We start from the raw sequence: 26189 nt of genomic DNA, 5'->3' as shown, positions 1-26189 counted from the left end.
TGCGCGGTTCCGTTGGGGTCAATGACCACAACATGGTATCCGTTTCGCGCATGTTGCCGAACGCTTAACCTCATACTAAGGAGTTATTATGCCTAGAGTAAAACGTGGGGTTACAGCTCGTGCCCGTCATAAAAAAGTTCTTAACCTTGCCAAGGGTTACCGCGGTCGCCGCAGTAAAGTCTACCGTGTAGCCAAGCAAGCAGTCATGCGCGCTGGTCAATACGCGTACCGTGACCGCCGCAACAAGAAGCGCGTATTCCGTGCTTTGTGGATCGCCCGTATCAACGCCGCTTCCCGTGAGCATGGCGTGACATACAGCGTATTCATGAACGGTCTGAAGCGTGCTTCGATCGAACTGGACCGTAAGGTTCTGGCTGATATGGCAGTGATGGACAAGCCAGCGTTTGCTGCGATTGTCAATCAAGTCAAGGCCAACATCGCTGCGTAAGTTTCTTATGTAGTTTTGCCAGTGCCGTGCAGTTCTGCGGTGTGGCAATCCCGAGCGGGGCAGAGGTCAACACCTTATGCCCCGTTTGTGTTTTTAACCGCCACTTTTCGTGTTTGCGGAAGAGTTCAAGAGTCGCCTGGCTTGTCCTGTGGCGTATTGCTCTGTCCCTGACTGGATAGATGGGTGTATTTCGGCTTCAATGGAGCAGGAAAACTGCATGAATTCCCTAGAACAACTAGTAACGCAAGCCCAGGCTGATTTCATCGCCGCTGTCGACGCCGCCGCGCTGGAAAACGCGAAAGCCAAATACCTCGGCAAGACCGGCCAGATCACGGAGCAGATGAAGGGGCTGGGCAAGCTGGCGCCGGACGAGCGCAAAGTCCAGGGCGCCGTCATCAATACCGCCAAAGAGCAGATCGAAGCCGCGCTGACCGCGCGCCGTGATGCCTTGGCCAATGCGCAGATGCAAGAGCGCCTGAATGCGGAAGCGATCGATGTCACCTTGCCGGGCCGCGGCCGCGGCGTCGGCGGCATCCATCCTGTGATGCGCTCCTGGCAGCGCATCGAGGAAATTTTCCGTTCGATCGGTTTCGATGTGGCCGACGGCCCCGAAATCGAAACCGACTGGACCAACTTTACCGCCTTGAACAGCCCGGAAAACCACCCGGCGCGTTCAATGCAGGACACCTTCTACATCGAAGGCAACGACACTGAAGGCAAACCGCTGCTGCTGCGCACCCACACCAGCCCGATGCAGGTGCGTTATGCGCGCATGAACAAGCCGCCGATCAAGGTCATCGCCCCCGGTCGCACCTACCGCGTCGACAGCGACGCCACCCATTCGCCGATGTTCCATCAGGTCGAAGGCTTGTGGATCGCCGAAGACATCAGCTTCGCCGACCTCAAGGGCGTCTACCTGAATTTCGTCAAGGCTTTCTTCGAAACCGACGATCTGCAAGTGCGTTTCCGCCCATCCTATTTCCCGTTCACCGAACCTTCGGCCGAGATCGACATTGCCTTCGGCAGCGGTCCGCTGAAAGGGCGCTGGCTGGAAGTCTCGGGCGCCGGCCAGGTGCATCCGAATGTGGTGCGCAACATGGGCCTGGATCCTGAGCAGTTCATCGGCTTCGCGTTCGGCTCCGGCATCGAGCGTTTGACCATGCTGCGCTATGGCATCAACGATCTGCGCCTGTTCTACGAAGGCGATCTGCGTTTCCTGAAACAATTTAACTAAAAGCTCCTCGCCGAAGACGCTGCGACAGGCTTGCCCTTGTGCCTCGCCGATCCAGCGTTCCTTGCTTCTGTGACTAAAGGTTTTTGAAGGTTTTACCTATGCAATTCTCTGAAAGCTGGCTGCGTTCCATGGTCGATCCGAAGATGACTTCGGACGAATTGTCCCACCTGCTGACCATGTCCGGTCTCGAAGTGGAAGAGGTCGAGCCGGTCGCGCCGCCCTTTACCAATATCGTGGTGGGCCTGGTGGTCGAGACCGCCAAGCATCCGAATGCCGATCGCCTGAATGTCTGCCAGGTCGACGTCGGCGCCGGCGCCATGCTGAACATCGTCTGCGGCGCGCCGAACGTGCGCCCGGGCCTCAAGGTGCCGTGCGCCATGGTCGGCGCCATCCTGCCGCCGGGCGCCGATGGCAAGCCGTTCGAGATCAAGCTGGGCCAGCTGCGCGGCGTCGAGTCGCAAGGCATGCTGTGCTCGGCGCGCGAACTGAAACTGTCGGAAGAGCACGGCGGTCTGCTGGAACTGCCGGACGATGCACCGGTGGGCCAGAATTTCCGCGATTATTTCGAACTCAACGACCTCAAGTTCACCATCAAGCTGACGCCGAACAAGGCGGATTGCCTGTCGGTGCTGGGCGTCGCGCGCGAAGTGTCGGCCTTGACCGGCACGCCCCTCAAGCAACCGCAGTACAAGACTGTCGCTGCGACTATTACAGAAACCTTGCCGGTCAAGATTTCCGCGCCTGATTTGTGCGGCCGTTTCTCCGGCCGCGTGATCCGCGGCCTCAACGCCAAGGCGCCGACGCCGCAATGGATGAAGCAGCGCCTGGAGCGCAGCGGCCAGCGTCCGATCTCGGCGCTGGTGGACATCTCCAACTACGTGATGCTGGAGCTGGGCCGTCCCAGCCACGTGTTCGACCTTGACAAGATCCACGGCGGCCTCGATGTACGCTGGGGCAAGGCCGGCGAATCACTGAAGCTGTTGAACGGCAATACCGTCAGCGTTGACGACTGGATCGGCGTGATCGCCGACGACCGCCAGATCGAATCGCTGGCCGGCATCATGGGCGGCGACGCCACCGCAGTATCGCTGGAAACGCAAAACATCTACCTGGAAGCCGCTTTCTGGTGGCCGCAAGCGATCCAGGGCCGCGCCCGCCGCTTCAATTTCTCGACCGATGCCGGCCATCGTTTCGAGCGCGGCGTGGATTTCGCCACCACCGTCGAGCACATCGAGCGCATCACCGCCTTGCTGGTCGAAATCTGCGGCACGTCTGCGACCCAGATCGGTCCGATCGACGACCAGAGCGTCAACCTGCCCAAGCGCGATCCGGTCAAGGTCCGCACCGCGCGCGCGATCCGGGTCATCGGCGTGCCTTTGTCGGATAGCCAGATCGCTGATATTTTCACCCGCCTGGGACTGGCGTTCACGCAAGAGAACGGCGTGTTTTCGGTGACGCCGCCGTCCTACCGTTTCGATATCGAGATCGAGGAAGACCTGATCGAGGAAATCGCCCGCGTCTACGGCTTTGAGAATATCCCGGCCTTGCCGCCGGTGGCGCCGAACGCGATGTACATCGCGCCGGAAAACCAGCGCTCGCTGTTCACTTCGCGCCGCCAGCTGGCTGACCTGGATTACCAGGAAGTGATCAATTTCAGTTTCGTCGAAGCCGCATGGGAAGCCGACTTCGCCGGCAACCTGGCGCCGATCAAGGTGCTCAACCCGATTGCCAGCCAGATGGGCGTGATGCGTTCGACCCTGGTCGGCAGCCTGGTCGCCAACGTCAAATACAATCTGAACCGCAAGCTGAACCGCGTGCGGATTTTTGAAACCGGCGCGGTCTACATGCGCGACCAGCAGGTCGAGAACGGTCCGCTGGCAGTGGCCGGCTATGCGCAGCCGAAGCGGATCGCCGCCCTGGCTTACGGTCCGCAAGCCGATGAGCAATGGGGCCAGGCTAGCCGCAACGTCGATTTCTTCGACGTCAAGGCTGATCTGGAAGCGCTGTTTGCACCGGTGGTTTTACGTTTTGCCAAAATCGAACATCCGGCGCTGCATCCCGGCCGTTCGGCGCAAGTGCTGCTGGGCGATCAAGCCATCGGCTTCATAGGCGAGCTGCATCCGCGCCTGCAACAGAAATATGAATTGCCGCTGGCGCCGGTGCTGTTTGAAGTCGACGGCCTGGCGTTGCAGCAACGGCAAGTGCCGGCTTACACCGAAATTTCGAAATTCCCGGCGGTGGTGCGCGATCTTGCAGTGGTGGTAAAACAAGCGGTTTATGCGCAGGATTTGATGGATGTCTTTGCTGCTGAGCAGCAAGGCAATCCGGCCTGCCGGATTCTGCAAGCCATTGTTTTATTTGATGAATATCATGGCAAAGGACTGGAAAATGACGAAAAAAGTCTTGCTTTCCGGTTTACCTTGCAAGATACTGAAAACACCCTCCAAGATGACACCGTAGAAGCCGCCATGGCTGCTTTGATCGCTGCTGTCAGCAAGGTGCCAACAGCAAAATTACGGACTTGATTTGCCTTCAATCCACGTAATTTAATGATAAAACCTGCGGTAGAAAGCTGGATGCGCGCGCTCAAGCGCGGCTCCGGCGGCAGCAATCCAGAAGACAGGGGCGTAACGACAGAATGAACAATATGCAGACAGTAGAATTTGAATCCGTTCTGGACGCCGACCTGAACCGGGCGATGCGTGAAGCGCAAGCCCGTTCGCAGGCGGAAAAGAATTTACCGACACTGACCAAGGCGGAACTGGCTGAACTTTTGTTTGAACAGGTTGGTCTCAACAAGCGTGAAGCCAAAGACATGGTGGAAACGTTTTTCGATGAAATCCGCGATGCGCTGGAGCGTGGCGAGTCGGTGAAGTTGTCCGGCTTCGGCAATTTCCAGCTGCGCGACAAGCCGCAGCGTCCGGGCCGCAATCCGAAAACCGGGGAAGAGATTCCTATCACCGCGCGCCGCGTGGTGACTTTCCACGCCAGCCAGAAACTCAAGGGCATGGTTGAAGCCGCAAGCCTGCAACCCATCCAGCCTATTCAACAGTTTGCCGCAGCCCTTCCAGCTAATTCATGAACGATCGCATTAGTAAAACCGAGCTAGTCGTGTTGCCGCCGATTCCGGCCAAGCGCTATTTCACCATTGGCGAAGTGAGCGACCTGTGCGGCGTCAAGCCGCATGTGCTGCGTTATTGGGAGCAGGAATTCACCCAGCTCAAGCCGGTCAAGCGGCGCGGCAACCGCCGTTATTACCAGCATCACGAAGTGCTGCTGATCCGCCGCATCCGCGAGCTGCTGTACGAACATGGCTTTACCATCAGCGGCGCGCGCAACAAGCTCGACGGCCGCCTGGGCATTGCCGCGGAAGCAGAGCAGGCCGCCGAAGCCAGGCAGAACGAGGTGAGCCTGGTCGAGGTGCGTCACGAGCTTGAGCAGATACTGGCGCTGCTGATACCCAAAACCGAGCCAGCCGTAGAATAACTACTGAACAGAGAGGGGAGAGAAATCTCTCCTTTTTTGTATTTGGATCAATACCTTTCTTTGCAATTTAACCGTTTTATCTAATTAGTTGGAGACAGAAGCGCACGGCGAGTGTAAATCGTCGCGCTTCGGCGACTCTTAAACACTCGCCGTGCGCCACTTCCCGTGCAGCCACTCGCCGTGCGCCTCTGTCCCGCAAGAATGACACTTATGCTCAGCGACCCGCGTTTCCCGAATCTCTTCATCCTTAACCATCCGCTGATCCAGCACAAGCTGACGCACATGCGCAGCAAGGAAACCTCGACCCGCACTTTCCGGCAACTGCTGCGGGAAATCACCTTATTGATGGGCTATGAAATCACGCGCGACCTGCCGCTGACCACACAGCTGATCGAGACGCCGATGCAGAGCATGGAGGCGCCGGTGATTGCCGGGCGCAAGCTGGCAGTGGTGCCGGTGCTGCGTGCCGGTATCGGCATGAGCGACGGTCTGCTGGACCTGGTGCCTTCGGCGCGGGTGGGGCATATCGGCGTCTATCGCGATCCGGATACGCACCAGCCGGTGGAGTATCTGGTGCGCTTGCCGGATCTGGCGGAGCGCATCTTCATCGTTTGCGATCCGATGGTGGCGACCGGCAATTCGGCGGTGCATGCGGTGGATGTGCTGAAGAAGCGCGGCGTCAGCGATGAGCAGATCATCTTCCTGGCGCTGGTGGCTGCGCCTGAGGGCGTGCAGGTGTTCCAGGATGCGCATCCCGGCGTCAAGCTGTATGTGGCGAGCCTGGATTCGCATCTGGACGCACACGCTTACATCGTGCCAGGCCTGGGCGATGCCGGCGACCGCATATTCGGCACCAAGTAAGTCGTACGTAAACCCAGCTGCGCAGCAGTCAAATGGGGTCAGAGTAATTTTCGCGAAGAACCGCGAAAATTACTCTGACCCCATTTGACGGACTACGGAGTACATCCGATAGCTGTCGATCTCTTCAGACAGCCGTCTTAAGCCAGCATTTTCAACACCAACTCCGCCACCGCAACCGAAGAAGCCGGATTCTGACCAGTGATCAGGTTGCCGTCGGCTACAGCATAACTACCCCAGTCCGCTCCCTTGCTGTAATCGCCGCCAAGGCGTTTCAGTTCGGCTTCCACCAGGAAGGGCACGATATCGGTCAGCTGCACCGCTGCTTCTTCGCTGTCCGAGAAGCCGGTAACTTTTTTTCCCTTGACCAGCGGTGTGCCGTCCGCAGCGCGCACATGACGCAGCACACCGGGCGCGTGACAGACCGCGGAAACTGGCTTACCTGCGGCATGAAAGGCTTCGATCAGCGCGATCGAATCCTTGTCTTCCGCCAGATCCCACAATGGACCATGCCCGCCCGGATAAAACACGGCGTCATAATCTTTCGCCTGAACTGCGGACAGCTTGATGGTCGACGCCAGTGCCGCTTGCGCTGCACTGTCCTTGCGGAAGCGCTCGGTGGCTTCGGTCTGGGCGTCCGGCTCGTCGCTTTTCGGATCCAGCGGCGGCTGGCCGCCCTGCGGCGAGGCCAGGGTCAGCTTGGCGCCGGCATCCAGGAACGCGTAGTAGGGAGCAGCGAATTCTTCCAGCCAGAAACCGGTTTTCTTGCCTGTGTCGCCCAGTTTGTCGTGCGAAGTCAGTACCATTAATATGTTCATATCAAATCCTTGTGTGTGACGATAGTAGGAACGTTTATTCGTCGCCAGTGCGTATCACCAGCTTGCCGAAGTTCTTGCCTTCCAGCAGACCCATGAAAGCTTGCGGCGCATTTTCCAGGCCGTCGACGATGTCTTCGCGGTATTTCATCTTGCCGGCGGCGAGCCAGCCGCTCATTTCCTTGAAGAATTCCGGATAGCGGTGGCCGTAGTCGTCAAAGATGATGAAGCCTTGCATCTTGATACGGCGGGTCAACAGGCGGCGCATCAGCGACGGCAGGTGATCCGGGCCTTCCGGCTTGCCGGTGGCGTTGTAGCTGGCGATCATGCCGCACAAGGGCACCCGCGCTTTTGCGTTCAGCAAGGGCAGCACGGCCTCGAATACAGCGCCGCCGACATTTTCAAAGTAGACGTCGATGCCTTTGCCGCAGGCTGCCGCCAGCTGTTGCGGAAAATCCGCTGCGCGATGGTCGATGCAGGCGTCGAAGCCCAGTTCTTCCACTGCGTATTTGCACTTGTCGGCGCCGCCGGCGATGCCGACCACGCGGCAGCCCTTGAGCTTGGCGATCTGCCCGACCACCGAGCCGACCGCGCCGGTGGCAGCCGCCACCACCACGGTTTCTCCAGCTTGCGGCTGGCCGATGTCGAGCAAGCCCATATAGGCAGTGAAGCCAGGCATGCCGAGCAGGCCGAGTGCGTAGGATGGCTTGCCCAGCTTCGGATCCAGCTTGGTCAAGCCTTTGCCGTCGGACAGCGCATAGTCTTGCCAGCCGCTGTAGCTCAGCACCAGGTCACCAGCCTTGTAGGCAGGATTCTCCGACGCTTCAACCCGCGCCACCGTGCCGCCGACCATGACTTCGCCGACTTCGACCGGCGCCGCATAGGAAGGCGCATCGCTCATGCGGCCGCGCATGTACGGATCGAGCGAGAGATAGACAGTGCGCAGCAACACCTGGCCTGCGGCGGGTACCGGCAGCGGGCTTTGATCCAGCTTGAAATTCTCGGCAGTCGGTGCGCCATGCGGCCGCGAAGCCAGCAGGATGCGACGGTTGACGGTTTTGCTTTGTGACATGTTCGCTACTCCTTGGGTGGAATGAATGCCGGCGCTGCTATGCCGGCGTGGGCGGAATCAGTAATCAGTTAAGCGTCAGTTTCACAGCGCCGCTTCAAGGATCTTGCGGCTGACCGCGAGGGTATGGTCCTGGTGTTCACCGAGCCTGGTCATGCCGTGCTGTTCGAGTTGCACCAGCACTGTTTCGACCGCGGGCTGGCCCAGTTCGTAGTCCGACAAGCGGGTCTTGATGCCCATGCTTTCAAAGAATGCACGGGTGCGTTCGATGGCGAGGTCGATGCGGGCATCTTCGCTGCCTTCGGTAATCTGCCAGACGCGTTCGGCGTATTGCAGCAGTTTGGCATGTTTGCTGTGGCGGCGCACGGTCAGCAAGGACGGCAGCACGATCGCCAGGGTGCGGGCATGGTCGATATCGTATTGTGCCGTCAGTTCATGGCCGAGCATGTGGGTGGCCCAGTCTTGCGGCACGCCAGCGCCGATCAGGCCGTTGAGCGCCAGTGTCGCTACCCACATCAGGTTGGCGCGGGCGTCGTAGTCGTCCGGTTCGGCCAGCACTTTCGGCCCAGTTTCGATCAGGCTCAGCAGCAAGCCTTCGGCGAAACGGTCTTGCACCTGGCCTTGCACCGGATACGTCAGGTATTGCTCGACGGTGTGCACGAAGGCATCCACCACGCCGTTGGCAATCTGCCGCGGCGGCAGGGTGAAGGTCTTGGTCGGATCGAGAATCGAGAATTGCGGAAACACCAGCGGGCTGTGGAAGGCCAGCTTGGCCTGTATCGATTTGCGGGTGACGACGCCGCCGTTGTTCATTTCCGAGCCGGTCGCCGGCAAGGTCAGTACGCTGCCGAAGGGCAGGGCGCTGGCGATGTTGGCGCCGCGCTTGACGGCGATATCCCAGGCTTCGCCTTCGAAATGCGCAGCGGCGGCGACAAACTTGGTGCCGTCGATGACCGAGCCGCCGCCGACCGCCAGCAGGAAATCGATCTTTTGCGCGCGCACCTGCTCGACCGCCTGCATCAGCGTTTCGTAACTCGGATTCGGTTCGATGCCGGCGAACTCATGGACTTCACGCTCGCCGAGCGCTGCCTTGACTTCGGCCAGGGTGCCGCTTTTCTGGGCGCTGGCGCCGCCGTACAGGATCAGTACGCGCGCCTTGGCGGGCACCAGCTGGGACAGCTTGGCGATGGTGTCGCGGCCGAAGACGATCTTGGTAGGGTTGTAGAACTCAAAATTCAACATGGAAGTTTCCTTTGGCAAATAGGCCGCTCAAACAAGGCGAGCGGCAAAAAATGGATGCGCCTGCAAGATGCAAGCGCGTGTGTAATGTGTGGATTGTTCAGGGCGGAGCCAGCACGCTGAGGCTGATCTCCATGGCGTTTTCGAGCGGGCCGCGGTCACGCTGGAGCTTGGCCAGCAGGCTGGCGCCCAGCCACAGCTGATAGAGCATCTGCGCGGTTTTCTGCGGTTCCAGGCCGACCTGCAAGGAACCGTCGGCGATGCCTTCTGCGATGCAGTCGGCAATCCGCGCCATTACTTGCTGGGTGCCCGCGCACAAGACCAGGCGCATGTCGTCCGACAGATCGGCCACTTCCGCACTGAGCTTGACCACCAGGCACTTGTCCATGGCCTCGCCGCCGGCCTGGGTTTCGCGCCAGTTGCTCCAATAGCGCAGCAAGCGCTCGCGTGCCGGTCCGGCGCCAGCCTGCAGGACCTGGTTGAGCGCTTGCAGGTAATCTTCCACATATTGCTCCATCAGTGCCCGGCCGTACTGTTCCTTCGAGCCGAAGTAGTGATAGAAGGAGCCCTTGGGTATCGCCGCCGCACTCAGGATCTCGCTCAGCCCGACTCCGGAGAAGCCTTTGACTGCGATGATTTTCTGTCCTGCGTCGAGGATATGGCGCTTGGTGGTGTCGTAAGAGGTTCGCATGATGGATCTATTCTACATTAAAATTAGACCGGTCGTCTAATTGCGTCAAAACTGACAAATTTTAACCAAATTTTGTCAAAATGCAGTCGATTCGATACTTTGGCGTTATCCAGTCATGCTTTACCGACGACTATTCATGTTTACGCATATCCGTTATGCTGGTGGGGTTTATTATGCAATTTTCATATTTAGTCGAAAGTTGACAGTTCCCCACCCTTTTTAGCGGCGCCCATGACATCCCGTACCAACCACCACCTTGATACCTACCTGCTGCGTGTGCTGCACACTTTGCTCGTGGAAAAAAGTGTCTCGCGCACCGCCATCAAGCTGGGCCAATCGCAGCCGACCATCAGCAACACGCTCAAGCGTTTGCGCGAGCTGACCGGCGACGCCATCCTGGTGCGCGGCAAGACCGGCATGGTGCCGACGGAACGAGGACAGGAGCTGCTGGCGCTGGCCAAGCAAGGCCTGGAAGTGATCGAAAGAATCGCGGCGCCGGTGGCCGCCTTTGAAGCCGACAGCACGTCGCGGGTGTTCCATATCGGTACGCCGGATTACCTGAACATGCTGCTGATCCCGTCCATCATCGAGCAGCTGCGCAAGCGCGCGCCGGGCGCCAGCCTGATGGTGCATGCGCTGGACGCCAACCTGGACTACGCCAGCGCGCTGGAAACCGGCCGCTTCGACATGGTGATCGGCAACTGGCCTGATCCGCCCGAGCATCTGCACCTGGCGCAATTGTTCGACGACGACGTGGTGTGCATGATGCACCGCGACCATCCGGTCGCGAAGAAGGGCCTGACCCTCAAGTATTACCTGGAAATGCCGCACCTGGCGCCGACGCCTTATATAGAAGGGCACCGCAGCGGCATCGACGCCGCGCTGGCCGAACAAGGCTTGAAGCGCAACGTGCAGGTGACGATTCCGTATTTCGCGCTGGTGCCGCACGTGCTGTCGAAGTCCGATCTGATCTTCACCACCGGCCGCCAGTTTGCCGAACACATCATCGAAGACTGGCCGATCGGCATGTTTACCCTGCCGTTCGATATGCCGAAGATGCGTTTCTACATGCTGTGGCATGCGCGCTCGCACGTGGCGCCGGACGTGGTCTGGCTGCGACGCCTGATCGCCGAAGTGGCGGCCGGCCTCGGCAAGGCGCCGGCCAAGCAGGCGGTGCAGCAGATCTAGGGTGGGCACATCGTGCCCACGCGTGAATTTACTCTACGCACTTCCTATTTCTGCGCCGCGCAGGTCTGTACTCCGGTTATCGCGGTCACGCGTGGGCACGATGTGCCCACCCTACTGCTTACTTTGAGTTGTCGCTGTAGTCGACTGTTGGCCGCTGCGGCGACTTGCGTGAAGTCGCGCGCATGTACTGCGGCGCCCACGAGGTGACGTCGTGCAGCGCATCGGCCGCATGCAAAGGCCAGTAAGGATCGCGCAGCAGTTCGCGCGCCATCAGCACCAGGTCGGCCTGTTCGGTGCGCAGGATGTGCTCTGCCTGGCCGGGGTCGGTAATCATGCCGACCGTGCCGCTGGCGATGCCGGCTTCGTGCTTGACCCTGGCGGCGAACTTGGTCTGGTAGCCGGGGCCGACCGGAATGCTGGCACTGGCGATATTGCCGCCGCTGGAGACGTCGACCAGGTCGACTTCAGCTGCGCGCAGCAGGCGGCTCAAGGCTACCGTTTCATCGGCGCTCCAGCCGCCATCGATCCAGTCGGTGGCGGACAGCCGCACCAGCAGCGGCAGATCCTGCGGCCACACCTTGCGTACCGCAGCCACCACTTCCAGCACCAGGCGCACGCGGTTTTCAAACGAGCCACCGTACTGGTCGCTACGCTGATTGCTGATCGGCGACAGGAACTGGTGCAGCAGATAGCCATGCGCGGCGTGGATTTCCACCAGCTTGAAGCCGGCTTTGTGCGCACGCACGGCAGCATCGGCAAAGGCCTTGATCACACTCTTGATGCCTTCGATGCTGAGCGCGGCCGGCATGGTATAGCTGGGATCGAAGGCAATCGCCGACGGTCCGTCGGTGTGCCAGCCGCCTTGTTCCGGTCCGACCCGGCCTTGCTGTTCTTCCCACGGACGCCAGACGCTGGCCTTGCGGCCGGCATGCGCCAGCTGGATGCCCGCCACCACGCCTTGCTGTTCGATGAAGCGGGTGATGCGACTCAGCGGCGCGATATGCTCATCCTTCCAGATGCCCAGGTCTTGCGGCGAGATGCGTCCTTGCGGCAGCACGGCGCTGGCTTCGAAGATGATCAGGCCGGCGCCGCCGACTGCGCGGCTGCCCAGGTGCACCAGGTGCCAGTCGTTGGCGAAGCCGTCTTCGGCTGAATACTGGCACATGGGGGCAACGGCAATCCGGTTGGCCAGCGTCACGCCGCGTAACTTCAATGGAGAAAACAAGATGCTCATATTCTTTTCCTGTCGGTTGGTGTTGGCAAGCCCGCTGCTGGCAGGCTCACATTTCGTTGACGATGTTGAACTGCAGCGCCGCCAGGCTTGCGTACAAGCCATTGTGCGCGACCAGTTCGGCATGGCTGCCGCTTTCGACTACATGGCCGTGTTCCAGCACGATGATGCGGTCGGCCCGCTGCACGGTCGCCAGGCGGTGCGCGATCACCAGGGTGGTGCGGCCGATCATGGCCGCTTCCAGCGCGCCTTGCACGGCACGTTCGGATTCGGCGTCGAGCGCGCTGGTGGCTTCGTCCAGCAGCAGCAACGGCGGATTCTTCAGCAGGGCGCGCGCAATCGCAATGCGCTGGCGCTGGCCGCCTGACAAGCGCACGCCGCGTTCGCCGAGGAAGGATTGATAGCCTTCCGGCAGGCGTTCGATGAATTCGTCGGCTGCCGCCATCTTGGCGGCGGCGATCACTTCGGCGTCGCTGGCGCCGACGCGGCCGTAGCGGATGTTTTCCAGCGCGTTGGCGGAGAAGATGATGGTGTCCTGCGGTACGATGCCGATGGCGTTGCGCAAGGTGTGCAGGTCGAGGTACTTGATGTCGACGCCGTCGAGCTTGATGCTGCCTTGCTGCGGATCGTAGAAGCGCAGCAGCAGCTGGAACAGGGTGGTCTTGCCGGCGCCGGAAGGGCCGACCACGGCCACTGTTTCGCCAGGGCGGATATCCAGCGACAAGCCGTGCAGGGCGGCGCTCTCAGGCCGCGAGGGGTAGCGGAAGCCGATGTTTTCCAGGGTCAGGGCGGCGCCTTGCGCAGTGCGCGGCGGCAGCGTGTCGGGCAGCAGCACCGATTGCACCGGCGACTGCGCCGCCAGCAGTTCCAGCAGGCGCTCGGTGGCGCCGGCGGCGCGCTGGGCGTCGCCCATCACTTCCGCCAGGGCGCCGATGGAGCCGGCCAGCAAGGCCGCATACAGGATGAACTGGCCCAGCTCGCCGCCCGTCATGCTGCCCTGGACCACGGCATGCGCGCCCAGCCACAGCACGAACACGATAGCGCCGAACACCAGCAGGATCGCCATCATGGTCAGCAGCGAACGCGCGCGTATCCGTTCCATCGCGGTGCTGAAGGCATTTTCGATGGAGACGTCGAAACGCTGCGCCTCGATGGTTTCATGGGTGAAGGCTTGCACGGTCGGCATGGCGTTGAGGATTTCACCGGCCATGGCCGAGGCGTCGGCCACCCGGTCCTGCGAATCGCGCGACAGCTTGCGCACGCGCCGGCCATACCAGACGATAGGCAGCACCACCAGCGCCAGCATCACCAGGATGATTGCGCTCAGCTTGACGCTGGTGATGAACAGCATGATCATGCCGCCTGCGAACAGCAGCGCATTGCGCAGCGCCATCGAGATGCTGGTGCCGACCAGCGCCTGGATCAGCGTGGTGTCGGTGGTGATGCGCGACAGCACCTCGCCGGTCTTGGTGGTTTCAAAGAACTGCGGGCTCTGCGTCACGACATGCGAATACACCGCGCTGCGCAGGTCGGCGGTAACCCGTTCGCCGAGCCATGACACCATGTAAAAGCGCGCTGCGGTCGCCACGCCCAGCACACAGGCAACGCCGAACAGCGCCAGGAAATACAGGTCGATATGATTGGCGCCCTGGATCCCGCCGGTGCTGAAGCCGAGGTCGATCATTTGCCGGAACGCATACGGAATCGCCAGGGTAGCGCCGGCCGCCACCAGCAGCGCGATGCTGGCCATGGCAAACTGGCGTTTATAAGGAGCCAGGAAGGGGAATAAGCCGACGAGTGTGCCCAGACTGCGTTTTTGTGGTTCTTTGGAAGTTATTGTTGTCATGTTGGATTCTGTGTGGGCCGCGGAACCTGGCCCTGCGGTTTGCCTGCATCTGCATCAAGCTGCGATCGTACAGCACCTTCATGGATTGAATGAGTCGATTCATATTGCAATCCGTTAAGAGAGCGAACGCACTTTGCCATCGATTCAAAGGGAACTTCAACCAATTGTGGATTATCGATATACTTACTTCATTGTCTGGCAGTTTGCTAGTGTAGTGGATGTTGCGCGATAGCGCAGGGTCTCGCTGCGAAGGACCTGATTTTTTGTAGCTGAACAAGCAACTAAATGTGTCGATCCACTGATGGCAACCTTAGGAGAATCCTTTGGCTCAACTGCAGCAACCGACGCATCGGGAAAACTGCGTAGCGCAAGACGAAATTCAAGACCAGCTGGTAGCCGGCCTGCTGGCGCCACATGCCCACGTCTCGCCAAAATATCTTTACGATGTGCTGGGCTCGCACCTGTTTGCCGCCATCTGCGAACTGCCCGAATACTATCCGACCCGTACCGAAGCGGCGATCTTCGCACAGCATGCCGGCGCGATCGCAGCGGCGCTAGGCCCCGACGCGACCCTGATCGATCTTGGCGCCGGCAATTGCAGCAAGGCGGCGCGCCTGTTCCCCAGCCTGCGGCCGAAGCAGTATGTGGCGATCGACATCTCGGAAAAATTCCTGCGCGCAGCGGTCAACGCGCTGCAGCAGCAGTTCCCGAAAATCAAGATGACCTGCCTGGGCATGGACTTTTCCTCCGAGCTGGAGCTGCCTGCGACCTTGGGCGCGCAGCGCCGCCAGTTCTTCTATCCCGGCTCATCCATCGGCAATTTTGCGCCGCTGGAATCGCTGAAGTTCTTGCACAATATCCGCAAGTCCATCGCAGGCAGCGACGGCGGCCTGCTGATCGGCATCGACCTGGTCAAGGACAAGGCGATCCTGGACGCTGCCTATGACGACGCGCTGGGCGTCACCGCGGCCTTCAACCTGAATCTGCTGAACCACGTGAACCGCTTGCTGGAAGCCGATTTCCAGCCGCAGCAATGGCGCCATCGCGCCTTCTACAACGAGGCTCAGCATCGCATAGAGATGCACCTGGAAGCGCGCCAGGATCTCGTCGTCCATTGGCAGGACGGCGGCATGCGCCGCTTCGCCCAAGGCGAAAGCATTCATACCGAAAGCAGCTACAAATACACCGAGCAGGGCTTCGTTGATCTGCTGCAGCAAGCCGGCTTCGGAAAGGTCCAGACCTGGAGCGACGAACGCAACTGGTTCATGGTCTGCCATGCCCGCATCGCTTGAACGCGCAACCCGATAACAGGAAGACGATGGATACGGCGACAAGATCCGGCCTGGCCCCTGAGGCTGCAGGTCAAGCAACGCAGGCAATGCGCCATCTGGCGGCAGCTTTCGCCCGCGTGCGCGAGCAGAGCTGTCGGTTGGTGCAGCCCTTGTCGGCTGAGGATTGCTGCGTGCAGTCGATGCCTGACGCCAGTCCTGCCAAATGGCACCTGGCCCACACCACCTGGTTTTTCGAGACCTTCATCCTGGAGCGTTTCGAGAGCGCTTTCCGGCCTTTCCACCCGGCTTTCCGGGTGCTCTTCAATTCCTATTACGAAGGCGTCGGCGAACAGCATCCGCGCGCGCAGCGCGGCCTGATGACGCGGCCGGCGCTGGCGGAGGTGCTGGCTTACCGGCAGAACGTCGATCAGCGGCTGCAGGCGCTGCTGGCGCAAGCGCCGGCAGCAGACAATGCCGGCCAACTGGCGACCCTGGTCGAACTGGGTTTGCAGCACGAGCAGCAGCATCAGGAACTGCTGTTGACCGATATCAAGCATTTGCTGTCGATGAATCCCTTGCTGCCGCCATACCACGCTCCTGACGCCGTGGCCGCTGTCGGGCGGGAGCAAGCGAATGCGCTGCGCTGGCAGCCGTTCGAAGCCGGCATCGTTGAAATCGGCCACGACGGCGAGGGATTTTTCTTCGACAATGAAACCCCGCGCCACCGTCAGTTTGTCGAGCCGTTTTCCATGGCTTCGCGGCTGGTCAGCAACGCTGAATATCTGGCGTTCATGGAAGACGGCGGCTATCGCAATCCATTGCTGTGGCTGGCGGCCGGCTGGGATTGGGTGGTGCAGCAGAAGATCACGCGGCCGTTGTACTGGCAGCAGGCGCAGGCGCAATTCGATACGGCCTGGCGCGAATTCACCCTGCATGGCTTGCAGCCGCTGGCCATGCATGAAGCCGTCACTCATCTTTCCTTTTTTGAAGCGGAAGCCTATGCGCGCTGGGCCGGCGCCCGCTTGCCGACGGAGGCGGAATGGGAAGCCGCGGCGGCTGCGCAAGGAGAGGATTATTTTGATGTCGCCTGGCAGTGGACCACCAGCAGCTATGCGCCATATCCTGGCTACGTCGCCTTGCCCGGCGCCGTCGGCGAGTACAACGGCAAGTTCATGGTCAACCAGTACGTGTTGCGCGGTTCTTCGGCGGCGACGCCGCATGGCCATGCGCGCCTGAGTTACCGCAACTTCTTTCCGGCCACCGCGCGCTGGCAATTCAGCGGCATCCGGCTGGCGCGTTCTTGAATCTTTTCTGGCGCCTCATTTCGGGCAGCGGTCTATAGGAAATTGCATCTTGCTGAGATGTTCGATCAGGAAATCGACGAACACCCGAACCGCCGGCAGCAAGCCTCTCTGGGTCGGATATACCACTTGCAGATGCCCCGATGGCGTGGTCCAGTCGGGCAGTACGTGTATCAGTTTTCCTTGCGCCATCTCCTCGTTGCAGTATTCGGTCGGCAGCATGGTCAGGCCGAGATGGCGCAACGCCGCGCGCTTGCGCAGGGAAAAATCCTCCACCGCCAGGCGCGCTTCCGTCACCAGTTCGTAACGTTCGTCGTTGGGACCGTCGAGCAGCTGATGGATGCGGCGATCGCGTTCAACCGCGCCGAGGAAAGGCAGTTTTGCCAGTTCGCGCGGGTGCTTAAGGGCACCATATCTGGCCAGCAGCTCCGGCGTCGCCACCAGTACGCCGGAGGCGGAGCGCAAACGCCGTGTCGCCAGGTTGGGATCTTCATCGTCGGTAGCGCGCACCCGCACCGCGACATCCACTCCTTCCTCCAGCAGGTTGATGCGGCGATTGGTGAACAGCAAATCGATATTCACCTTGGGATAGCGCTCCAGGAAAGCTGGCAGCGCAAATGCCACTTCGGTCTGCGCAATCGCCACCACGCAGCTGACCCGCACCGTGCCGCTCGGTTCTGCCAGCGAGCTGGTGACCGCCAGTTCGGCGGCTTCGGCGGCGGCAATCACCACTTGGCAGTGCTGATAGTAGCGATTGCCGAGATCGGTCAGGGCGATGCCACGGGTGTTGCGCTGTAGCAAGCGCGCTCCCAGGCGGGCCTCCAGCTCCGAAATCCGCCGCGACAAACGCGACTTAGGGATGCCCAGGCTGCGGCCGGCTGCCGTGAAGCCACCTTCCTGCACAACATTGGCAAAGAAATAGAGGTCATTCAAGTCTTGCATGATTGTCATTCAGTGTTCTATATATGGAACAATATATCTTATTTTTGATGACTAGTTCTATTCGTGATGCAAGGTTAGGATGTGTCCAATGGTTCAACAACCAGTCAGTCAAACTCTTTGGCATCGAGAAATGGGTTCTCCGGATTGCTATGGATTTTGATCCACTCTTAATTTGATAGAACGGAATACATCATGAAACTCTTGCAAATCGACTCCAGCATTCTCGGCGACGCTTCGGCTTCGCGCCAACTCACACGCGAAGTAGTGGCCACTCTGCTGGCCGCCGACAGCGATATCGAACTGAGCTATCGCGACCTCAGTAAAGACGTGACGGCCCATCTGTCCGGCGCCACTTTTGCCGCCAAGGGCACGCCCGCTGAAAAGCGCAACCTGGCGCAAAAACTGGAAGTCGAACTGAGCGAAGCGATTCTCAACGAATTCATGGCGGCCGATGTGATCGTGGTCGGCGCACCGATGTACAACTTCAGTGTGCCGACCCAGCTCAAGGCATGGATCGACCAGATCAGTGTCGCCGGCGTTACTTTCCGATATAGCGAAAAGGGCCCGGAAGGCCTTGCCACAGGCAAGCGCGTGGTGATCGTCTCGACTTCCGGCGGCAAGCATGCCGGCGGCCCTACCGGCATCGCGCATGAAGATTATTTGAAACTGGTGTTCGGCTTCCTCGGGATTACCGATATCGAAGTGGTGCGCGCCGACGGCCTGGCCTACAGTCCGGAAGCGAAAGAAGCCGGCTTTGCGGCAGCACGCTCAAGTATCGGCAATCTGACCAGCGCAGTGGCGATGGCCTGATTTATCCGGTCGCAATGAAAAATCCGCTACCTGGTAGCGGATTTTTTACGTCTGTCGTTTTTCAATCGGCGTAGGGTGGGCACGCTTTTGTGCCCACGCGGATACCGACACAGCGTGGGCACAAAAGCGTGCCCACCCTACAAAAGCGATAACGCGGCCGGACGTCACTGGTAACTGACGTCCGGCCGCGCTGATGTAAGCATGTAGTACGGTAATACCCAGCCTGCACGATACCTGCCTGCCGCGTGATCGCCGCGGCAGGAGGATGAAAGAAAGCTGCGGTTTACGCCGCTGCCGCGCTGCTGCCGATTTCCTGGTTGGCGGCGTGGCCGGCGATTTCGATCTGGCGGTTGACGGCGCTCAGGATCGCCTTGAACGAGGCGGTCAGGGTATTGGCGTCGATGCCGACGCCAAAGCCGGTTGGCGCATCGTTCAGGCGCAGCTCGATATAGCTGGCGGCCTGGGCGTCGGCGCCGGCGCTGATCGCGTGCTCATGGAAATCCATTAGCTTGATGTCCAGCCCCAGTGCATTGACGAAGGCGTCGATCGGGCCGTTGCCTTGGCCGCTGCTGGTGTGCGCGTGGCCGTCGCGCACGATGTCGATTTCGATCTTCACCGGCTGCGCCTGGCTCGAATCCTCGCTCATGCGGTGGCCGCGATACACATACGGCGTTTGCTTGTCCAGATACTCTTGCTTGAAGATGTCGTAGATATCGCTGGCGGCGATTTCCTTGCCTGTGGCGTCGGCGGCTTTCTGGATCGCGCGGCTGAATTCGATCTGCAGGCGGCGCGGCATCGCCAGGCCGTATTCCTGTTCCAGCAGATAAGCCATGCCGCCCTTGCCGGACTGGCTGTTGACGCGGATCACGGCATCGTAGCTGCGGCCGAGATCGGCCGGGTCGATCGGCAAATAGGGAATTTCCCAGATGGCGTCGGCCTTCTGGGCGGCGAAACCCTTCTTGATCGCATCCTGGTGCGAACCGGAAAAGGCAGTAAACACCAGGTCGCCGACATACGGGTGACGCGGATGGACCGGAATCTGGTTGCAGTCTTCCACGCATTGGCGCACTTCGTCGATATCGGAGAAGTCGAGGCCAGGATTGACGCCCTGGGTGTACAAATTGAGGGCCAGGGTCACCAGGTCGACATTGCCGGTGCGTTCGCCGTTGCCGAACAGGCAGCCTTCGACGCGGTCGGCGCCGGCCATCACGGCCAGCTCGGCGGCGGCGACGCCGGTGCCGCGGTCATTGTGCGGATGGACGCTGATGATGGCGGCATCGCGGCGCGCCAGGTTGCGGTGCATCCATTCGATCTGGTCGGCGAATACATTCGGCGTGCTGCACTCGACCGTGGTCGGCAGGTTGAGGATGACTTTGCGGGTTGGCGTGGCTTGCCAGGCATCGACCACGGCATCGCAGACTTCCTTGGAAAAATCCAGCTCGGCCATGCTGAAGGTCTCAGGCGAATATTCATAGCGCCATTGGGTTTCCGGGCGAGCGTCGGTCAGTTCCTTGATCAGGCGCGTGCCGGAGACGGCGATTTCCTTGACTTCGTCGCGGCTCTTGTCGAACACGATGCGGCGCCAGGCCGGGGCGATAGGGTTGTACAGGTGGACGATGGCTTGTTTGGCATCCTTGAGCGAGTCGACAGTGCGGCGGATCAAGTCTTCGCGCGACTGGGTCAAGACGATGATGGTGACGTCGTCGGGAATATGCTTTTCCTCGATCAGCTTGCGGACGAAATCGAAGTCGGTCTGCGAACCGGATGGAAAACCGACTTCGATTTCCTTGAGGCCGATTTTCACCAGCAATTTGAAGAAGCGCAGCTTGCGCGCGGCATCCATCGGTTCGATCAAGGCCTGGTTGCCGTCGCGCAGATCGGTGCTCATCCAGATGGGCGGCGCGCTGATGACTTGATTCGGCCAGGTGCGGTCGCTCAAGGGAATAGGCGGAAAAGGACGGTATTTGACAGCAGGATTTTGCAGCATCATGGGGAGCCTCTCTGGGAGCGGGTTAAATTTTCTAGATACGTTTGCTAGATACGTGTTTCGATGAGACAGGAAAACGGATAGGTCGGTGGCGGCGCGGTTGCCTGGCTGCCACTCGAAAAAATCAACGCGAGGCCAGGCAACCGATCGGTAGCTTTAGCAGGGATAGCGATAGCGAGCAGGTGCGAGCCGCGGTGGCGGCAGTGCTGGCGATGCAGGAGAACGAAGAGTGAGGCTGGGTGCGGTACATGGAATCGGGCTCTTTAAAATTGAAACGCCTTGCGAGGTTTCAGTTTTACTACTGTGATTTCTTGGTGTGGCGATGCTGCTGCCAGGTGCCCCGTCAGAACGGGGCCGAGATCATAGTGCGCGTAGTAGCGCTAGCGCTAGTAGCGGCAACAGCAGCATTGCCGGCAGTAAGCCAGGATGCTGAAGCAGGGAGCGGGATTGGATGCGTGGGGAAGCCATGGGCTTAATGTATGAGATAAAGTCGGGGCTTGTCAAGCATGACTTGGCATCCGGCCAAAAATAGCTGGGAATTGGCGTAATTCGCGACGTAGCTCGTGGCGTTGTTCACGCAAATATTGCATTTTGGCAGCGGATGCCTTGTGTCGTACGGCGTTCAGCGTGTGCCGAACAGGCCAATCAGGCCGATGACGATCAGGTACAGCGCAATGATGTAGTTCAGCAGCCGCGGAATTGCCAGGATCAGTACGCCAGCGATCAGCGAAACGATGGGGGTCAGGTGCAGGGTGGTAAACATATGCATTCCTTTTGTCGAGTGGCAGGGTGGCATCTGACTCGATGATACGTCGCCGGCTGTCTTTCCAATGTAGGACAAGGCCGTCATGCGATGTAGGAGGATGTGGAAGACGGTAGAAAAAAACGGCTTGGCTAGCCTTGGCGGGAGGAGAAACCGCCAAGTATTGGCTAATGCCGATAAGGACACACATTCCGTCAAATGCACACATTGAAACTTGGCGGTCGGCGTCAGCAACGGGCAGGTCGTTGGCGCAACCATTTCAAAGCGGGCAGGAGACGGATTTACTCCCTTCCCGGGGAATACAGCAGCGCTGCTGCGGCGGCGGCAGCGCGGGTCAGGCAGAGCCGTCAGGCTCTTTGATCATTTACAGCGCCCTGGTGCCTGAAATCAGGCGCGTGATAAAGGCGGAGCGCTCGTTTTTCTGTTTCGGCAGCGCACGCTCGATCATCGACGTCCATTGTTCCGACAGTTGCTGACATGTGGCGCGCAGCACCGGCGCCAGTTCCGGCCAGTCGGACAGGGTGCGCAAGTGCCGTTCGATGGTGCGCGCCGACTGTACACAGGCGTCGCTCGCCAGGGTGTGCATATTGTATTGGGATATCAAGTGCAAGACCGCCGAGATCAGGAGCTCTGGCGGGGTACGGTAGTTGTCGGCCGGGCCGGTTGCTGCATCGCGCGTACTAATCATCAAATACTCCTTGATCGAGTGACTTTAAATAGTAATGATTCTCATTTAAATTATTATCCAAGGCGAGTTCGAATGCAAGCACTTTGCGATTTTTTTAGCGAAGGGGGTAATCAGGCGCCGGCGGCCGCGGTTTGCGGCAGGCAGAGTCGACCTTGTCGGGGATTTAGAGCGGCGGGCAGGACATCAGGCAGGCCATGCCGTCGCGGCCGACTTCCATGAAGCCAGCCGCTTCATACAGTCTCCTGGCGGGGTTGCCGTCGAGGACGCTCAATCCTGTCGGCAGCCGCTCATGGCGCGCCTGGGCCAGTACCTTGTCGATCAGCATACGGCCCAGTCCCTGGCCCTGGAATTCGGGGACAATCTGGATCTGGGCGATATACCATTGTTCGGGTTCGCGATAGGCTTTCAGCAGTCCGATCTCCCGGCCTGCAATGGAAATGATCTGCGCATGTTCGAACTGGAACAGGATACGCGCCAGGTGGGCGGCATCGTCGCGCGCAGCATTCGCCCGCGTCAGGTGCTCATTCATGGTGGCGTGCCGCAAAGCGGTCAAGAATGGCAGGTCGGCACTGGTTGCCGGTCTGAATTCGAGCTGTGCCGCCATGCCTTTCCTCGCTTACTTGTTCACTAAATGCTTCGGTACCGACAGCGTTAGCACGGCGCCCAGTAGTAGCGACGCCGCCAGCACGTACATGCCGCTGTTGGTGCTATGGGTCTGGTCTTTCAGCCAGCCGACCAGGTAAGGACTGACGAAGCCGGCCAGGTTGCCGAGCGAGTTGATCAAGGCGATCCCGGCTGCAGCCGCGGCGCCGCCGAGAAACGCTGTCGGCAAGCTCCAAAACAGCGGCAGCACGGTAATGATGCCGACCGTGGCCAGCGTCAGCGCCGACATCGCCAGCAAGGTATTGTGATCGTACACAGTGCTGAAGATCAGGCCGATGCAGCCCAGCACTGCCGGGATCGCCACATGCCAGCGCCGTTCGCGCCGCTTGTCCGCGCTATGGCCGATCAGGATCATGGCGACCGCCGCCGTCGCATAAGGAATTGCGGTCAGCAGACCGATGTTGAAGGTGTCGGTGACGCCGGTGGTCTTGATGATGGTCGGCAGCCAGAAGCTGACGCCGTACAGGCCCATGACGAAGCAGAAATAGATCAGCGCCATCAGCCAGACGCGCGGATTGGCGAACATCTGGCCCAGCGACGCTTCTTGCTTCTGGCTGGTTTCAGCCGCTATCTGCGCTTCCAGCAGCTGCTTTTCCTGTTCGCTCAGCCAGGCCGCGCCGCGAATCCGGTCCTGCAGGTAAAAGATCACCAGCACGCCCAGCAGCAAGGACGGGACCGCCTCCAGGATGAACATCCATTGCCAGCCCGCCAGCCCATGCACGCCGGGCAGGGCCTTCATGATCCAGCCCGACAGCGGGCCGCCGATGACGCCCGAGACCGGCACCCCGGTCATGAACAGCGCTGTCATCTTGCCGCGCCGGTGTGCCGGATACCAGTAGGTCAGGTAGAGGATGACGCCGGGGAAGAAGCCGGCTTCGGCGACGCCCAGCAGGAAGCGCATGGCATAGAAGCTGGTCGGGCTGTCGACGAAGATCATGGCGCCCGAGACCAGGCCCCAGGTGATCATGATGCGGGCGATCCAGAGCCGGGCGCCGACCCGGTGCAGCATCATGTTGCTGGGAATTTCAAAGATGAAGTAGCCGATGAAGAAAATGCCGGCGCCGAGGCCGTAGACGGTTTCGCTGAACTTCAGGTCGTTGAGCATCTGCAGCTTGGCGAAGCCGACGTTGACCCGGTCGAGATAAGAGGCGACGTAACAAAGAAAGAGCATCGGCAGCAGGCGCCAGGTTACCTTGGCGTAGGTGGCTGTTTCGAAGGCGCTGCCGGCGGCAGCGTTGGCTGGGCTTGAAGGTTCGGACATGTCTCTCTGCCTTATTTTAGTTATAAGAAGCGACGGTGGAATTTCAGCTTGGCGATGATTTTGTGAGATGCATTGTAGCCGGAGCCCAGTGTCGTGTCATGCCTCCGCGGCGACTTCAGGGCGGCGAGGGCGAACTCGTTTACACTATTCGTGGCTGCTCAGCCTACCAACATACATCACCGAGGTCTGCATTTTATGGAGTTGCGTCAACTGCGCTATTTTGTCGCTATCGTCGATCATGGATCGCTGTCGCGCGCGGCGCGCGTCTTGCACATCGCTCAGCCGGCGTTGACCCAGCAGATCAAGCAGCTGGAAGACGAGCTGTCGGCGCAGCTCTTGCACCGCTCGGCGCAGGGCGTGATCGCCACCGACGCCGGCAAGATTTTCTACGAGCATGCGCAAGCCATCCTCAAGCAGGTGAGCGACGCCAGGTCAGCGGTGGCACAGACCACCGACAAGCCCGCCGGCACGGTCGCGCTCGGCATCCCGCAAAGCGTTTCCGGCATCCTGGCGCTGCCTTTGCTGACAGCGATGCGCGCCCGCTATCCGGATATCTCGCTGCAGCTGACGGAGGAACTGACCGGCAACCTGATCGAGCAGCTCAAGACCGGCCGCATCAACCTGGCGGTGCTGTTCGACGACGGCCAGCTGGGTTCGTTTGCCGTCACGCCGCTGGCGGAAGAGGAAATGATGTTCATCACCCGCAGCGGTTCGCAGTATGCGACCGCGCGCCGTTCAGTGACGTTTGCCCGCGCCGCCAAGGCCAGGCTGATCTTGCCAGGGATGCAGCACGGCGTGCGCCCGCGCATCGAAAGCGTCGCCCGGGCGGCCGGCATCGTTCTGGAAAACGTCATCGAGATCAGTTCTGTGACCATCATGAAATCGGCCATTCTGGCCGACATTGGCGCCACCATCTTGCCGGTGGCGCCCTTGCTGCCGGAGATCAGGCGCGGCGAAATGACGGCCTACTCGATCAGCGGCGAAAAAATGTCGCGTACGCTGGCGCTGTGCGCTTCCAGGAATATTCCGCTGACCACCGCGGCGGCGGCAGTCGAGCGGCTGGTGCTGGAGGTCACCGATGAATTGTGCCGTAGCGGCGAATGGCTGCATGCGAGGATACTGGCGCGGCCGTGATGCATGTTGCTTTCCCTGCGGGAAACTAGCCATCGTTTTTTCTTATATCCATATCCGCAATCGGTATTTCCTGCCCGCGGCCATGCTCCCTTAGACTTCAGTCTCAGCAGAGTTAAACGCGTGCTGCGGGGCCGCCACCATGGCCGTACCGCCTGCCGATCGGATACTTTACCGAGTATCCATATGACAGGTTGTTCCCGGATTATCCTTCCGAGAATGTATTGCAAGCCGCATACGCCATTCTGTTTGCTGGCATCCCGGGAATCTGCGCTGCAGCTCCGCCCTGATCAAGCGGAGCGAGCCGGAACTGCGCCCGGCAGATGCGCTGACGCTAATACTGGCTGGTTTCCTGCTGGGCCAGGCGGTCATGCTCGGCAAATACCTCCTTGGCCGCAAACATGCCGTTCAATGCCGCCGGAAAGCCGGCGTACAAGGCCATCTGCATGATGGTTTCAGTGATTTCCAGGCGCGACAAGCCGACATTCAAGGCCGCCGCCAGATGCACTTTCAGTTGCGGCTGCGCCGTTCCCATCGCCGTCAGCGCGGCTACTGTCGCCAGCTCGCGCTGTTGCAGGGTCAGTCCCGGACGCGAATATATTTCGCCGAAACCGAATTCGATGACATAGCGTCCCAGGTCCGGCGAGATGTCGGCCAGGCTAGCTATGACCTTTTCGCCGGCGATATCGTCCACTTCCTTCAAGCGTTGCAAACCTTTTTCGTATGTGCTTTGTTGCATATGCTGCTCCCAATGATTATGTGTCGGCGAGGGCTTTCAGCTGTTCTTCCTGGCTGGCGTATAGCGCGATTTTCCCGCGCAACATGGCCAGGGTGTCTTGCAACACCACAAGATCGGCTTCCAGCGTTGTGGCATGCTGTTCCAGCAATGCCTTGCGTTCTGACACACTTCCAAGACGCTCCCCCAGCCTGCGCAGCTCCGCATAACGCAGCATCTGTTGTATCGACATCCCGGTAGCGCGCAGCCTGAGCAGGAATTCAATCCAGCGCAGGTCTTCCTGGCGGTACACGCGATGCTGATTGCTTTGCCTCGGGACAGGATCTATCAAGCCTATCTTTTCGTAATAGCGCAAAGTGTAGACGCTGAGCCCGGTTGCTGCGGCTGTCTGTTGGATCGTGATGGAAGTGGTCATGGGATAAAGTGTAGGAGTTAGAGTGCGCTCTAGGTCAAGCGCTATTATCACTGCAGTTTGCGGGCCGCGGGGGTCTGCCGGTCAACGCAAATGCATGCCGAACGATTAAAATTGAC

25 protein-coding genes are annotated in these 26189 nt (G+C 60.0%); 11 read left to right on the top strand and 14 right to left on the bottom strand.

The window, feature by feature from the left end; genetic code table 11:
- The first annotated feature begins 88 nt into the window (after nt 1-88).
- The 6 genes from rplT to upp all read left to right on the top strand — a co-directional run bounded on the left by rplT (nt 89) and on the right by upp (nt 6029).
- Entirely contained in the window at nt 89-448 is a 360-nt protein-coding gene (rplT, locus tag VNZ65_RS05700; protein ID WP_325666934.1) for a 50S ribosomal protein L20, read from the top strand.
- Between the two features lie 217 nt (nt 449-665).
- Nucleotides 666-1682 (top strand): phenylalanine--tRNA ligase subunit alpha, encoded by a 1017-nt coding sequence (gene pheS / locus VNZ65_RS05695; protein WP_061939540.1) that lies wholly within the window; start codon nt 666-668, stop codon nt 1680-1682.
- Nucleotides 1683-1780: 98 nt separating this feature from the next.
- Nucleotides 1781-4207: a phenylalanine--tRNA ligase subunit beta gene (gene pheT / locus VNZ65_RS05690; protein ID WP_325666930.1), complete on the top strand. Its 2427-nt coding sequence runs from the start codon at nt 1781-1783 to the stop codon at nt 4205-4207.
- Nucleotides 4208-4320: 113 nt separating this feature from the next.
- A complete protein-coding gene (locus VNZ65_RS05685) occupies nt 4321-4764 on the top strand; it encodes an integration host factor subunit alpha (protein WP_014005494.1) in 444 nt (147 codons plus the stop codon).
- Nucleotides 4761-5168 carry a MerR family transcriptional regulator gene (locus tag VNZ65_RS05680; protein ID WP_325666929.1) on the top strand — a complete coding sequence of 136 codons (408 nt, stop codon included), beginning with the start codon at nt 4761-4763 and terminating at the stop codon, nt 5166-5168. The genes VNZ65_RS05685 and VNZ65_RS05680 overlap by 4 nt, the downstream gene beginning before the upstream one ends.
- A 210-nt stretch (nt 5169-5378) precedes the next feature.
- Nucleotides 5379-6029, top strand: coding sequence for a uracil phosphoribosyltransferase (upp, locus tag VNZ65_RS05675; protein WP_098492967.1), 651 nt, complete (start codon nt 5379-5381; stop codon nt 6027-6029).
- 137 nt (nt 6030-6166) lie between these two features.
- On the opposite strand, the gene VNZ65_RS05670 is transcribed toward upp, so the two are convergent.
- The 4 genes from VNZ65_RS05670 to VNZ65_RS05655 form a co-directional block, all read right to left on the bottom strand.
- A complete protein-coding gene (locus tag VNZ65_RS05670) occupies nt 6167-6844 on the bottom strand; it encodes a type 1 glutamine amidotransferase domain-containing protein (RefSeq protein ID WP_325666925.1) in 678 nt (225 codons plus the stop codon).
- A gap of 34 nt (nt 6845-6878) precedes the next feature.
- Complete coding sequence (locus VNZ65_RS05665) at nt 6879-7913, bottom strand: NADP-dependent oxidoreductase (RefSeq protein WP_325666924.1); 1035 nt, start codon at nt 7911-7913, stop codon at nt 6879-6881.
- 81 nt (nt 7914-7994) lie between these two features.
- The gene (locus tag VNZ65_RS05660) at nt 7995-9152 is read right to left on the bottom strand and encodes an iron-containing alcohol dehydrogenase (RefSeq protein ID WP_325666922.1); all 1158 of its coding nucleotides are present in this window, start codon (nt 9150-9152) and stop codon (nt 7995-7997) included.
- 97 nt (nt 9153-9249) lie between these two features.
- Nucleotides 9250-9840, bottom strand: a complete 591-nt coding sequence (locus VNZ65_RS05655; RefSeq protein ID WP_325666920.1) for a TetR/AcrR family transcriptional regulator — start codon at nt 9838-9840, stop codon at nt 9250-9252.
- 231 nt (nt 9841-10071) lie between these two features.
- Between VNZ65_RS05655 and VNZ65_RS05650 the strand changes: the two genes are divergently transcribed.
- On the top strand, nt 10072-11028 hold the full coding sequence (locus VNZ65_RS05650; RefSeq protein WP_325666918.1) for a LysR family transcriptional regulator: 957 nt from the start codon (nt 10072-10074) through the stop codon (nt 11026-11028).
- 118 nt (nt 11029-11146) lie between these two features.
- Here the strand turns inward: VNZ65_RS05650 and VNZ65_RS05645 are convergent, their stop codons facing one another.
- The gene (locus VNZ65_RS05645; RefSeq protein WP_325666916.1) at nt 11147-12262 is read right to left on the bottom strand and encodes an NADH:flavin oxidoreductase/NADH oxidase; all 1116 of its coding nucleotides are present in this window, start codon (nt 12260-12262) and stop codon (nt 11147-11149) included.
- Between the two features lie 46 nt (nt 12263-12308).
- Entirely contained in the window at nt 12309-14105 is a 1797-nt protein-coding gene (locus tag VNZ65_RS05640) for an ABC transporter transmembrane domain-containing protein (RefSeq protein WP_325666914.1), read from the bottom strand.
- Between the two features lie 323 nt (nt 14106-14428).
- Here VNZ65_RS05640 and egtD point away from each other — a divergent pair, with 323 nt between their 5' ends.
- Both egtD and egtB read left to right on the top strand, forming a co-directional pair.
- Nucleotides 14429-15397, top strand: coding sequence for an L-histidine N(alpha)-methyltransferase (gene egtD, locus VNZ65_RS05635; RefSeq protein ID WP_414649058.1), 969 nt, complete (start codon nt 14429-14431; stop codon nt 15395-15397).
- Between the two features lie 86 nt (nt 15398-15483).
- The gene (egtB, locus tag VNZ65_RS05630) at nt 15484-16680 is read left to right on the top strand and encodes an ergothioneine biosynthesis protein EgtB (RefSeq protein WP_325666938.1); all 1197 of its coding nucleotides are present in this window, start codon (nt 15484-15486) and stop codon (nt 16678-16680) included.
- A gap of 15 nt (nt 16681-16695) precedes the next feature.
- Here egtB and VNZ65_RS05625 read toward each other — a convergent pair whose 3' ends face one another.
- Nucleotides 16696-17628 (bottom strand): LysR substrate-binding domain-containing protein, encoded by a 933-nt coding sequence (locus VNZ65_RS05625; RefSeq protein ID WP_325666911.1) that lies wholly within the window; start codon nt 17626-17628, stop codon nt 16696-16698.
- A gap of 183 nt (nt 17629-17811) precedes the next feature.
- Here VNZ65_RS05625 and VNZ65_RS05620 point away from each other — a divergent pair, with 183 nt between their 5' ends.
- On the top strand, nt 17812-18429 hold the full coding sequence (locus VNZ65_RS05620; RefSeq protein ID WP_325666909.1) for an FMN-dependent NADH-azoreductase: 618 nt from the start codon (nt 17812-17814) through the stop codon (nt 18427-18429).
- Between the two features lie 283 nt (nt 18430-18712).
- Here the strand turns inward: VNZ65_RS05620 and leuA are convergent, their stop codons facing one another.
- The 5 genes from leuA to VNZ65_RS05595 all read right to left on the bottom strand — a co-directional run bounded on the left by leuA (nt 18713) and on the right by VNZ65_RS05595 (nt 23791).
- The gene (leuA, locus tag VNZ65_RS05615; protein ID WP_325666907.1) at nt 18713-20419 is read right to left on the bottom strand and encodes a 2-isopropylmalate synthase; all 1707 of its coding nucleotides are present in this window, start codon (nt 20417-20419) and stop codon (nt 18713-18715) included.
- Between the two features lie 619 nt (nt 20420-21038).
- Complete coding sequence (locus tag VNZ65_RS05610; protein WP_082792731.1) at nt 21039-21179, bottom strand: DUF3096 domain-containing protein; 141 nt, start codon at nt 21177-21179, stop codon at nt 21039-21041.
- Nucleotides 21180-21543: 364 nt separating this feature from the next.
- The gene (locus tag VNZ65_RS05605; protein ID WP_325666903.1) at nt 21544-21867 is read right to left on the bottom strand and encodes a hypothetical protein; all 324 of its coding nucleotides are present in this window, start codon (nt 21865-21867) and stop codon (nt 21544-21546) included.
- 163 nt (nt 21868-22030) lie between these two features.
- The gene (locus VNZ65_RS05600; RefSeq protein ID WP_325666901.1) at nt 22031-22471 is read right to left on the bottom strand and encodes a GNAT family N-acetyltransferase; all 441 of its coding nucleotides are present in this window, start codon (nt 22469-22471) and stop codon (nt 22031-22033) included.
- Nucleotides 22472-22483: 12 nt separating this feature from the next.
- Nucleotides 22484-23791, bottom strand: coding sequence for an MFS transporter (locus VNZ65_RS05595; RefSeq protein ID WP_325666899.1), 1308 nt, complete (start codon nt 23789-23791; stop codon nt 22484-22486).
- A 195-nt stretch (nt 23792-23986) separates the two neighbouring features.
- On the opposite strand from VNZ65_RS05595, the gene VNZ65_RS05590 reads away from it, so the two are divergent.
- The gene (locus tag VNZ65_RS05590; RefSeq protein ID WP_325666897.1) at nt 23987-24925 is read left to right on the top strand and encodes a LysR substrate-binding domain-containing protein; all 939 of its coding nucleotides are present in this window, start codon (nt 23987-23989) and stop codon (nt 24923-24925) included.
- A 331-nt stretch (nt 24926-25256) separates the two neighbouring features.
- Here VNZ65_RS05590 and VNZ65_RS05585 read toward each other — a convergent pair whose 3' ends face one another.
- Both VNZ65_RS05585 and VNZ65_RS05580 read right to left on the bottom strand, forming a co-directional pair.
- Nucleotides 25257-25661, bottom strand: coding sequence for a carboxymuconolactone decarboxylase family protein (locus VNZ65_RS05585; RefSeq protein ID WP_325666895.1), 405 nt, complete (start codon nt 25659-25661; stop codon nt 25257-25259).
- Between the two features lie 16 nt (nt 25662-25677).
- Entirely contained in the window at nt 25678-26073 is a 396-nt protein-coding gene (locus tag VNZ65_RS05580) for a MerR family transcriptional regulator (RefSeq protein ID WP_325666893.1), read from the bottom strand.
- Nucleotides 26074-26189 lie beyond the last annotated feature (116 nt).

The sequence above is a fragment of the Collimonas sp. genome, assembly GCF_035566555.1.
In the GTDB taxonomy this organism is placed as follows: Bacteria; Pseudomonadota; Gammaproteobacteria; order Burkholderiales; family Burkholderiaceae_D; genus Collimonas.
Note: the sequence above shows the minus strand (reverse complement) of the source record. Positions and strands in the feature narration are given on the sequence as shown.

Bases quoted from the DNA above. Each gene is read 5' to 3' on its own strand.
- rplT (WP_325666934.1), top strand. From the start codon at position 89: ATGCCTAGAGTAAAACGTGGGGTTACAGCTCGTGCCCGTCATAAAAAA.
- VNZ65_RS05660 (WP_325666922.1), bottom strand. From the start codon at position 9,152: ATGTTGAATTTTGAGTTCTACAACCCTACCAAGATCGTCTTCGGCCGC.
- VNZ65_RS05585 (WP_325666895.1), bottom strand. From the start codon at position 25,661: ATGCAACAAAGCACATACGAAAAAGGTTTGCAACGCTTGAAGGAAGTG.
- VNZ65_RS05650 (WP_325666918.1), top strand. From the start codon at position 10,072: ATGACATCCCGTACCAACCACCACCTTGATACCTACCTGCTGCGTGTG.
- VNZ65_RS05580 (WP_325666893.1), bottom strand. From the start codon at position 26,073: ATGACCACTTCCATCACGATCCAACAGACAGCCGCAGCAACCGGGCTC.
- pheT (WP_325666930.1), top strand. From the start codon at position 1,781: ATGCAATTCTCTGAAAGCTGGCTGCGTTCCATGGTCGATCCGAAGATG.
- leuA (WP_325666907.1), bottom strand. From the start codon at position 20,419: ATGATGCTGCAAAATCCTGCTGTCAAATACCGTCCTTTTCCGCCTATT.
- VNZ65_RS05595 (WP_325666899.1), bottom strand. From the start codon at position 23,791: ATGTCCGAACCTTCAAGCCCAGCCAACGCTGCCGCCGGCAGCGCCTTC.
- VNZ65_RS05680 (WP_325666929.1), top strand. From the start codon at position 4,761: ATGAACGATCGCATTAGTAAAACCGAGCTAGTCGTGTTGCCGCCGATT.
- VNZ65_RS05640 (WP_325666914.1), bottom strand. From the start codon at position 14,105: ATGACAACAATAACTTCCAAAGAACCACAAAAACGCAGTCTGGGCACA.
- VNZ65_RS05610 (WP_082792731.1), bottom strand. From the start codon at position 21,179: ATGTTTACCACCCTGCACCTGACCCCCATCGTTTCGCTGATCGCTGGC.
- VNZ65_RS05600 (WP_325666901.1), bottom strand. From the start codon at position 22,471: ATGGCGGCACAGCTCGAATTCAGACCGGCAACCAGTGCCGACCTGCCA.
- upp (WP_098492967.1), top strand. From the start codon at position 5,379: ATGCTCAGCGACCCGCGTTTCCCGAATCTCTTCATCCTTAACCATCCG.
- VNZ65_RS05645 (WP_325666916.1), bottom strand. From the start codon at position 12,262: ATGAGCATCTTGTTTTCTCCATTGAAGTTACGCGGCGTGACGCTGGCC.
- pheS (WP_061939540.1), top strand. From the start codon at position 666: ATGAATTCCCTAGAACAACTAGTAACGCAAGCCCAGGCTGATTTCATC.
- egtB (WP_325666938.1), top strand. From the start codon at position 15,484: ATGCGCCATCTGGCGGCAGCTTTCGCCCGCGTGCGCGAGCAGAGCTGT.
- VNZ65_RS05590 (WP_325666897.1), top strand. From the start codon at position 23,987: ATGGAGTTGCGTCAACTGCGCTATTTTGTCGCTATCGTCGATCATGGA.
- VNZ65_RS05605 (WP_325666903.1), bottom strand. From the start codon at position 21,867: ATGATTAGTACGCGCGATGCAGCAACCGGCCCGGCCGACAACTACCGT.
- VNZ65_RS05625 (WP_325666911.1), bottom strand. From the start codon at position 17,628: ATGACAATCATGCAAGACTTGAATGACCTCTATTTCTTTGCCAATGTT.
- VNZ65_RS05620 (WP_325666909.1), top strand. From the start codon at position 17,812: ATGAAACTCTTGCAAATCGACTCCAGCATTCTCGGCGACGCTTCGGCT.
- VNZ65_RS05665 (WP_325666924.1), bottom strand. From the start codon at position 7,913: ATGTCACAAAGCAAAACCGTCAACCGTCGCATCCTGCTGGCTTCGCGG.
- VNZ65_RS05655 (WP_325666920.1), bottom strand. From the start codon at position 9,840: ATGCGAACCTCTTACGACACCACCAAGCGCCATATCCTCGACGCAGGA.
- VNZ65_RS05685 (WP_014005494.1), top strand. From the start codon at position 4,321: ATGAACAATATGCAGACAGTAGAATTTGAATCCGTTCTGGACGCCGAC.
- VNZ65_RS05670 (WP_325666925.1), bottom strand. From the start codon at position 6,844: ATGAACATATTAATGGTACTGACTTCGCACGACAAACTGGGCGACACA.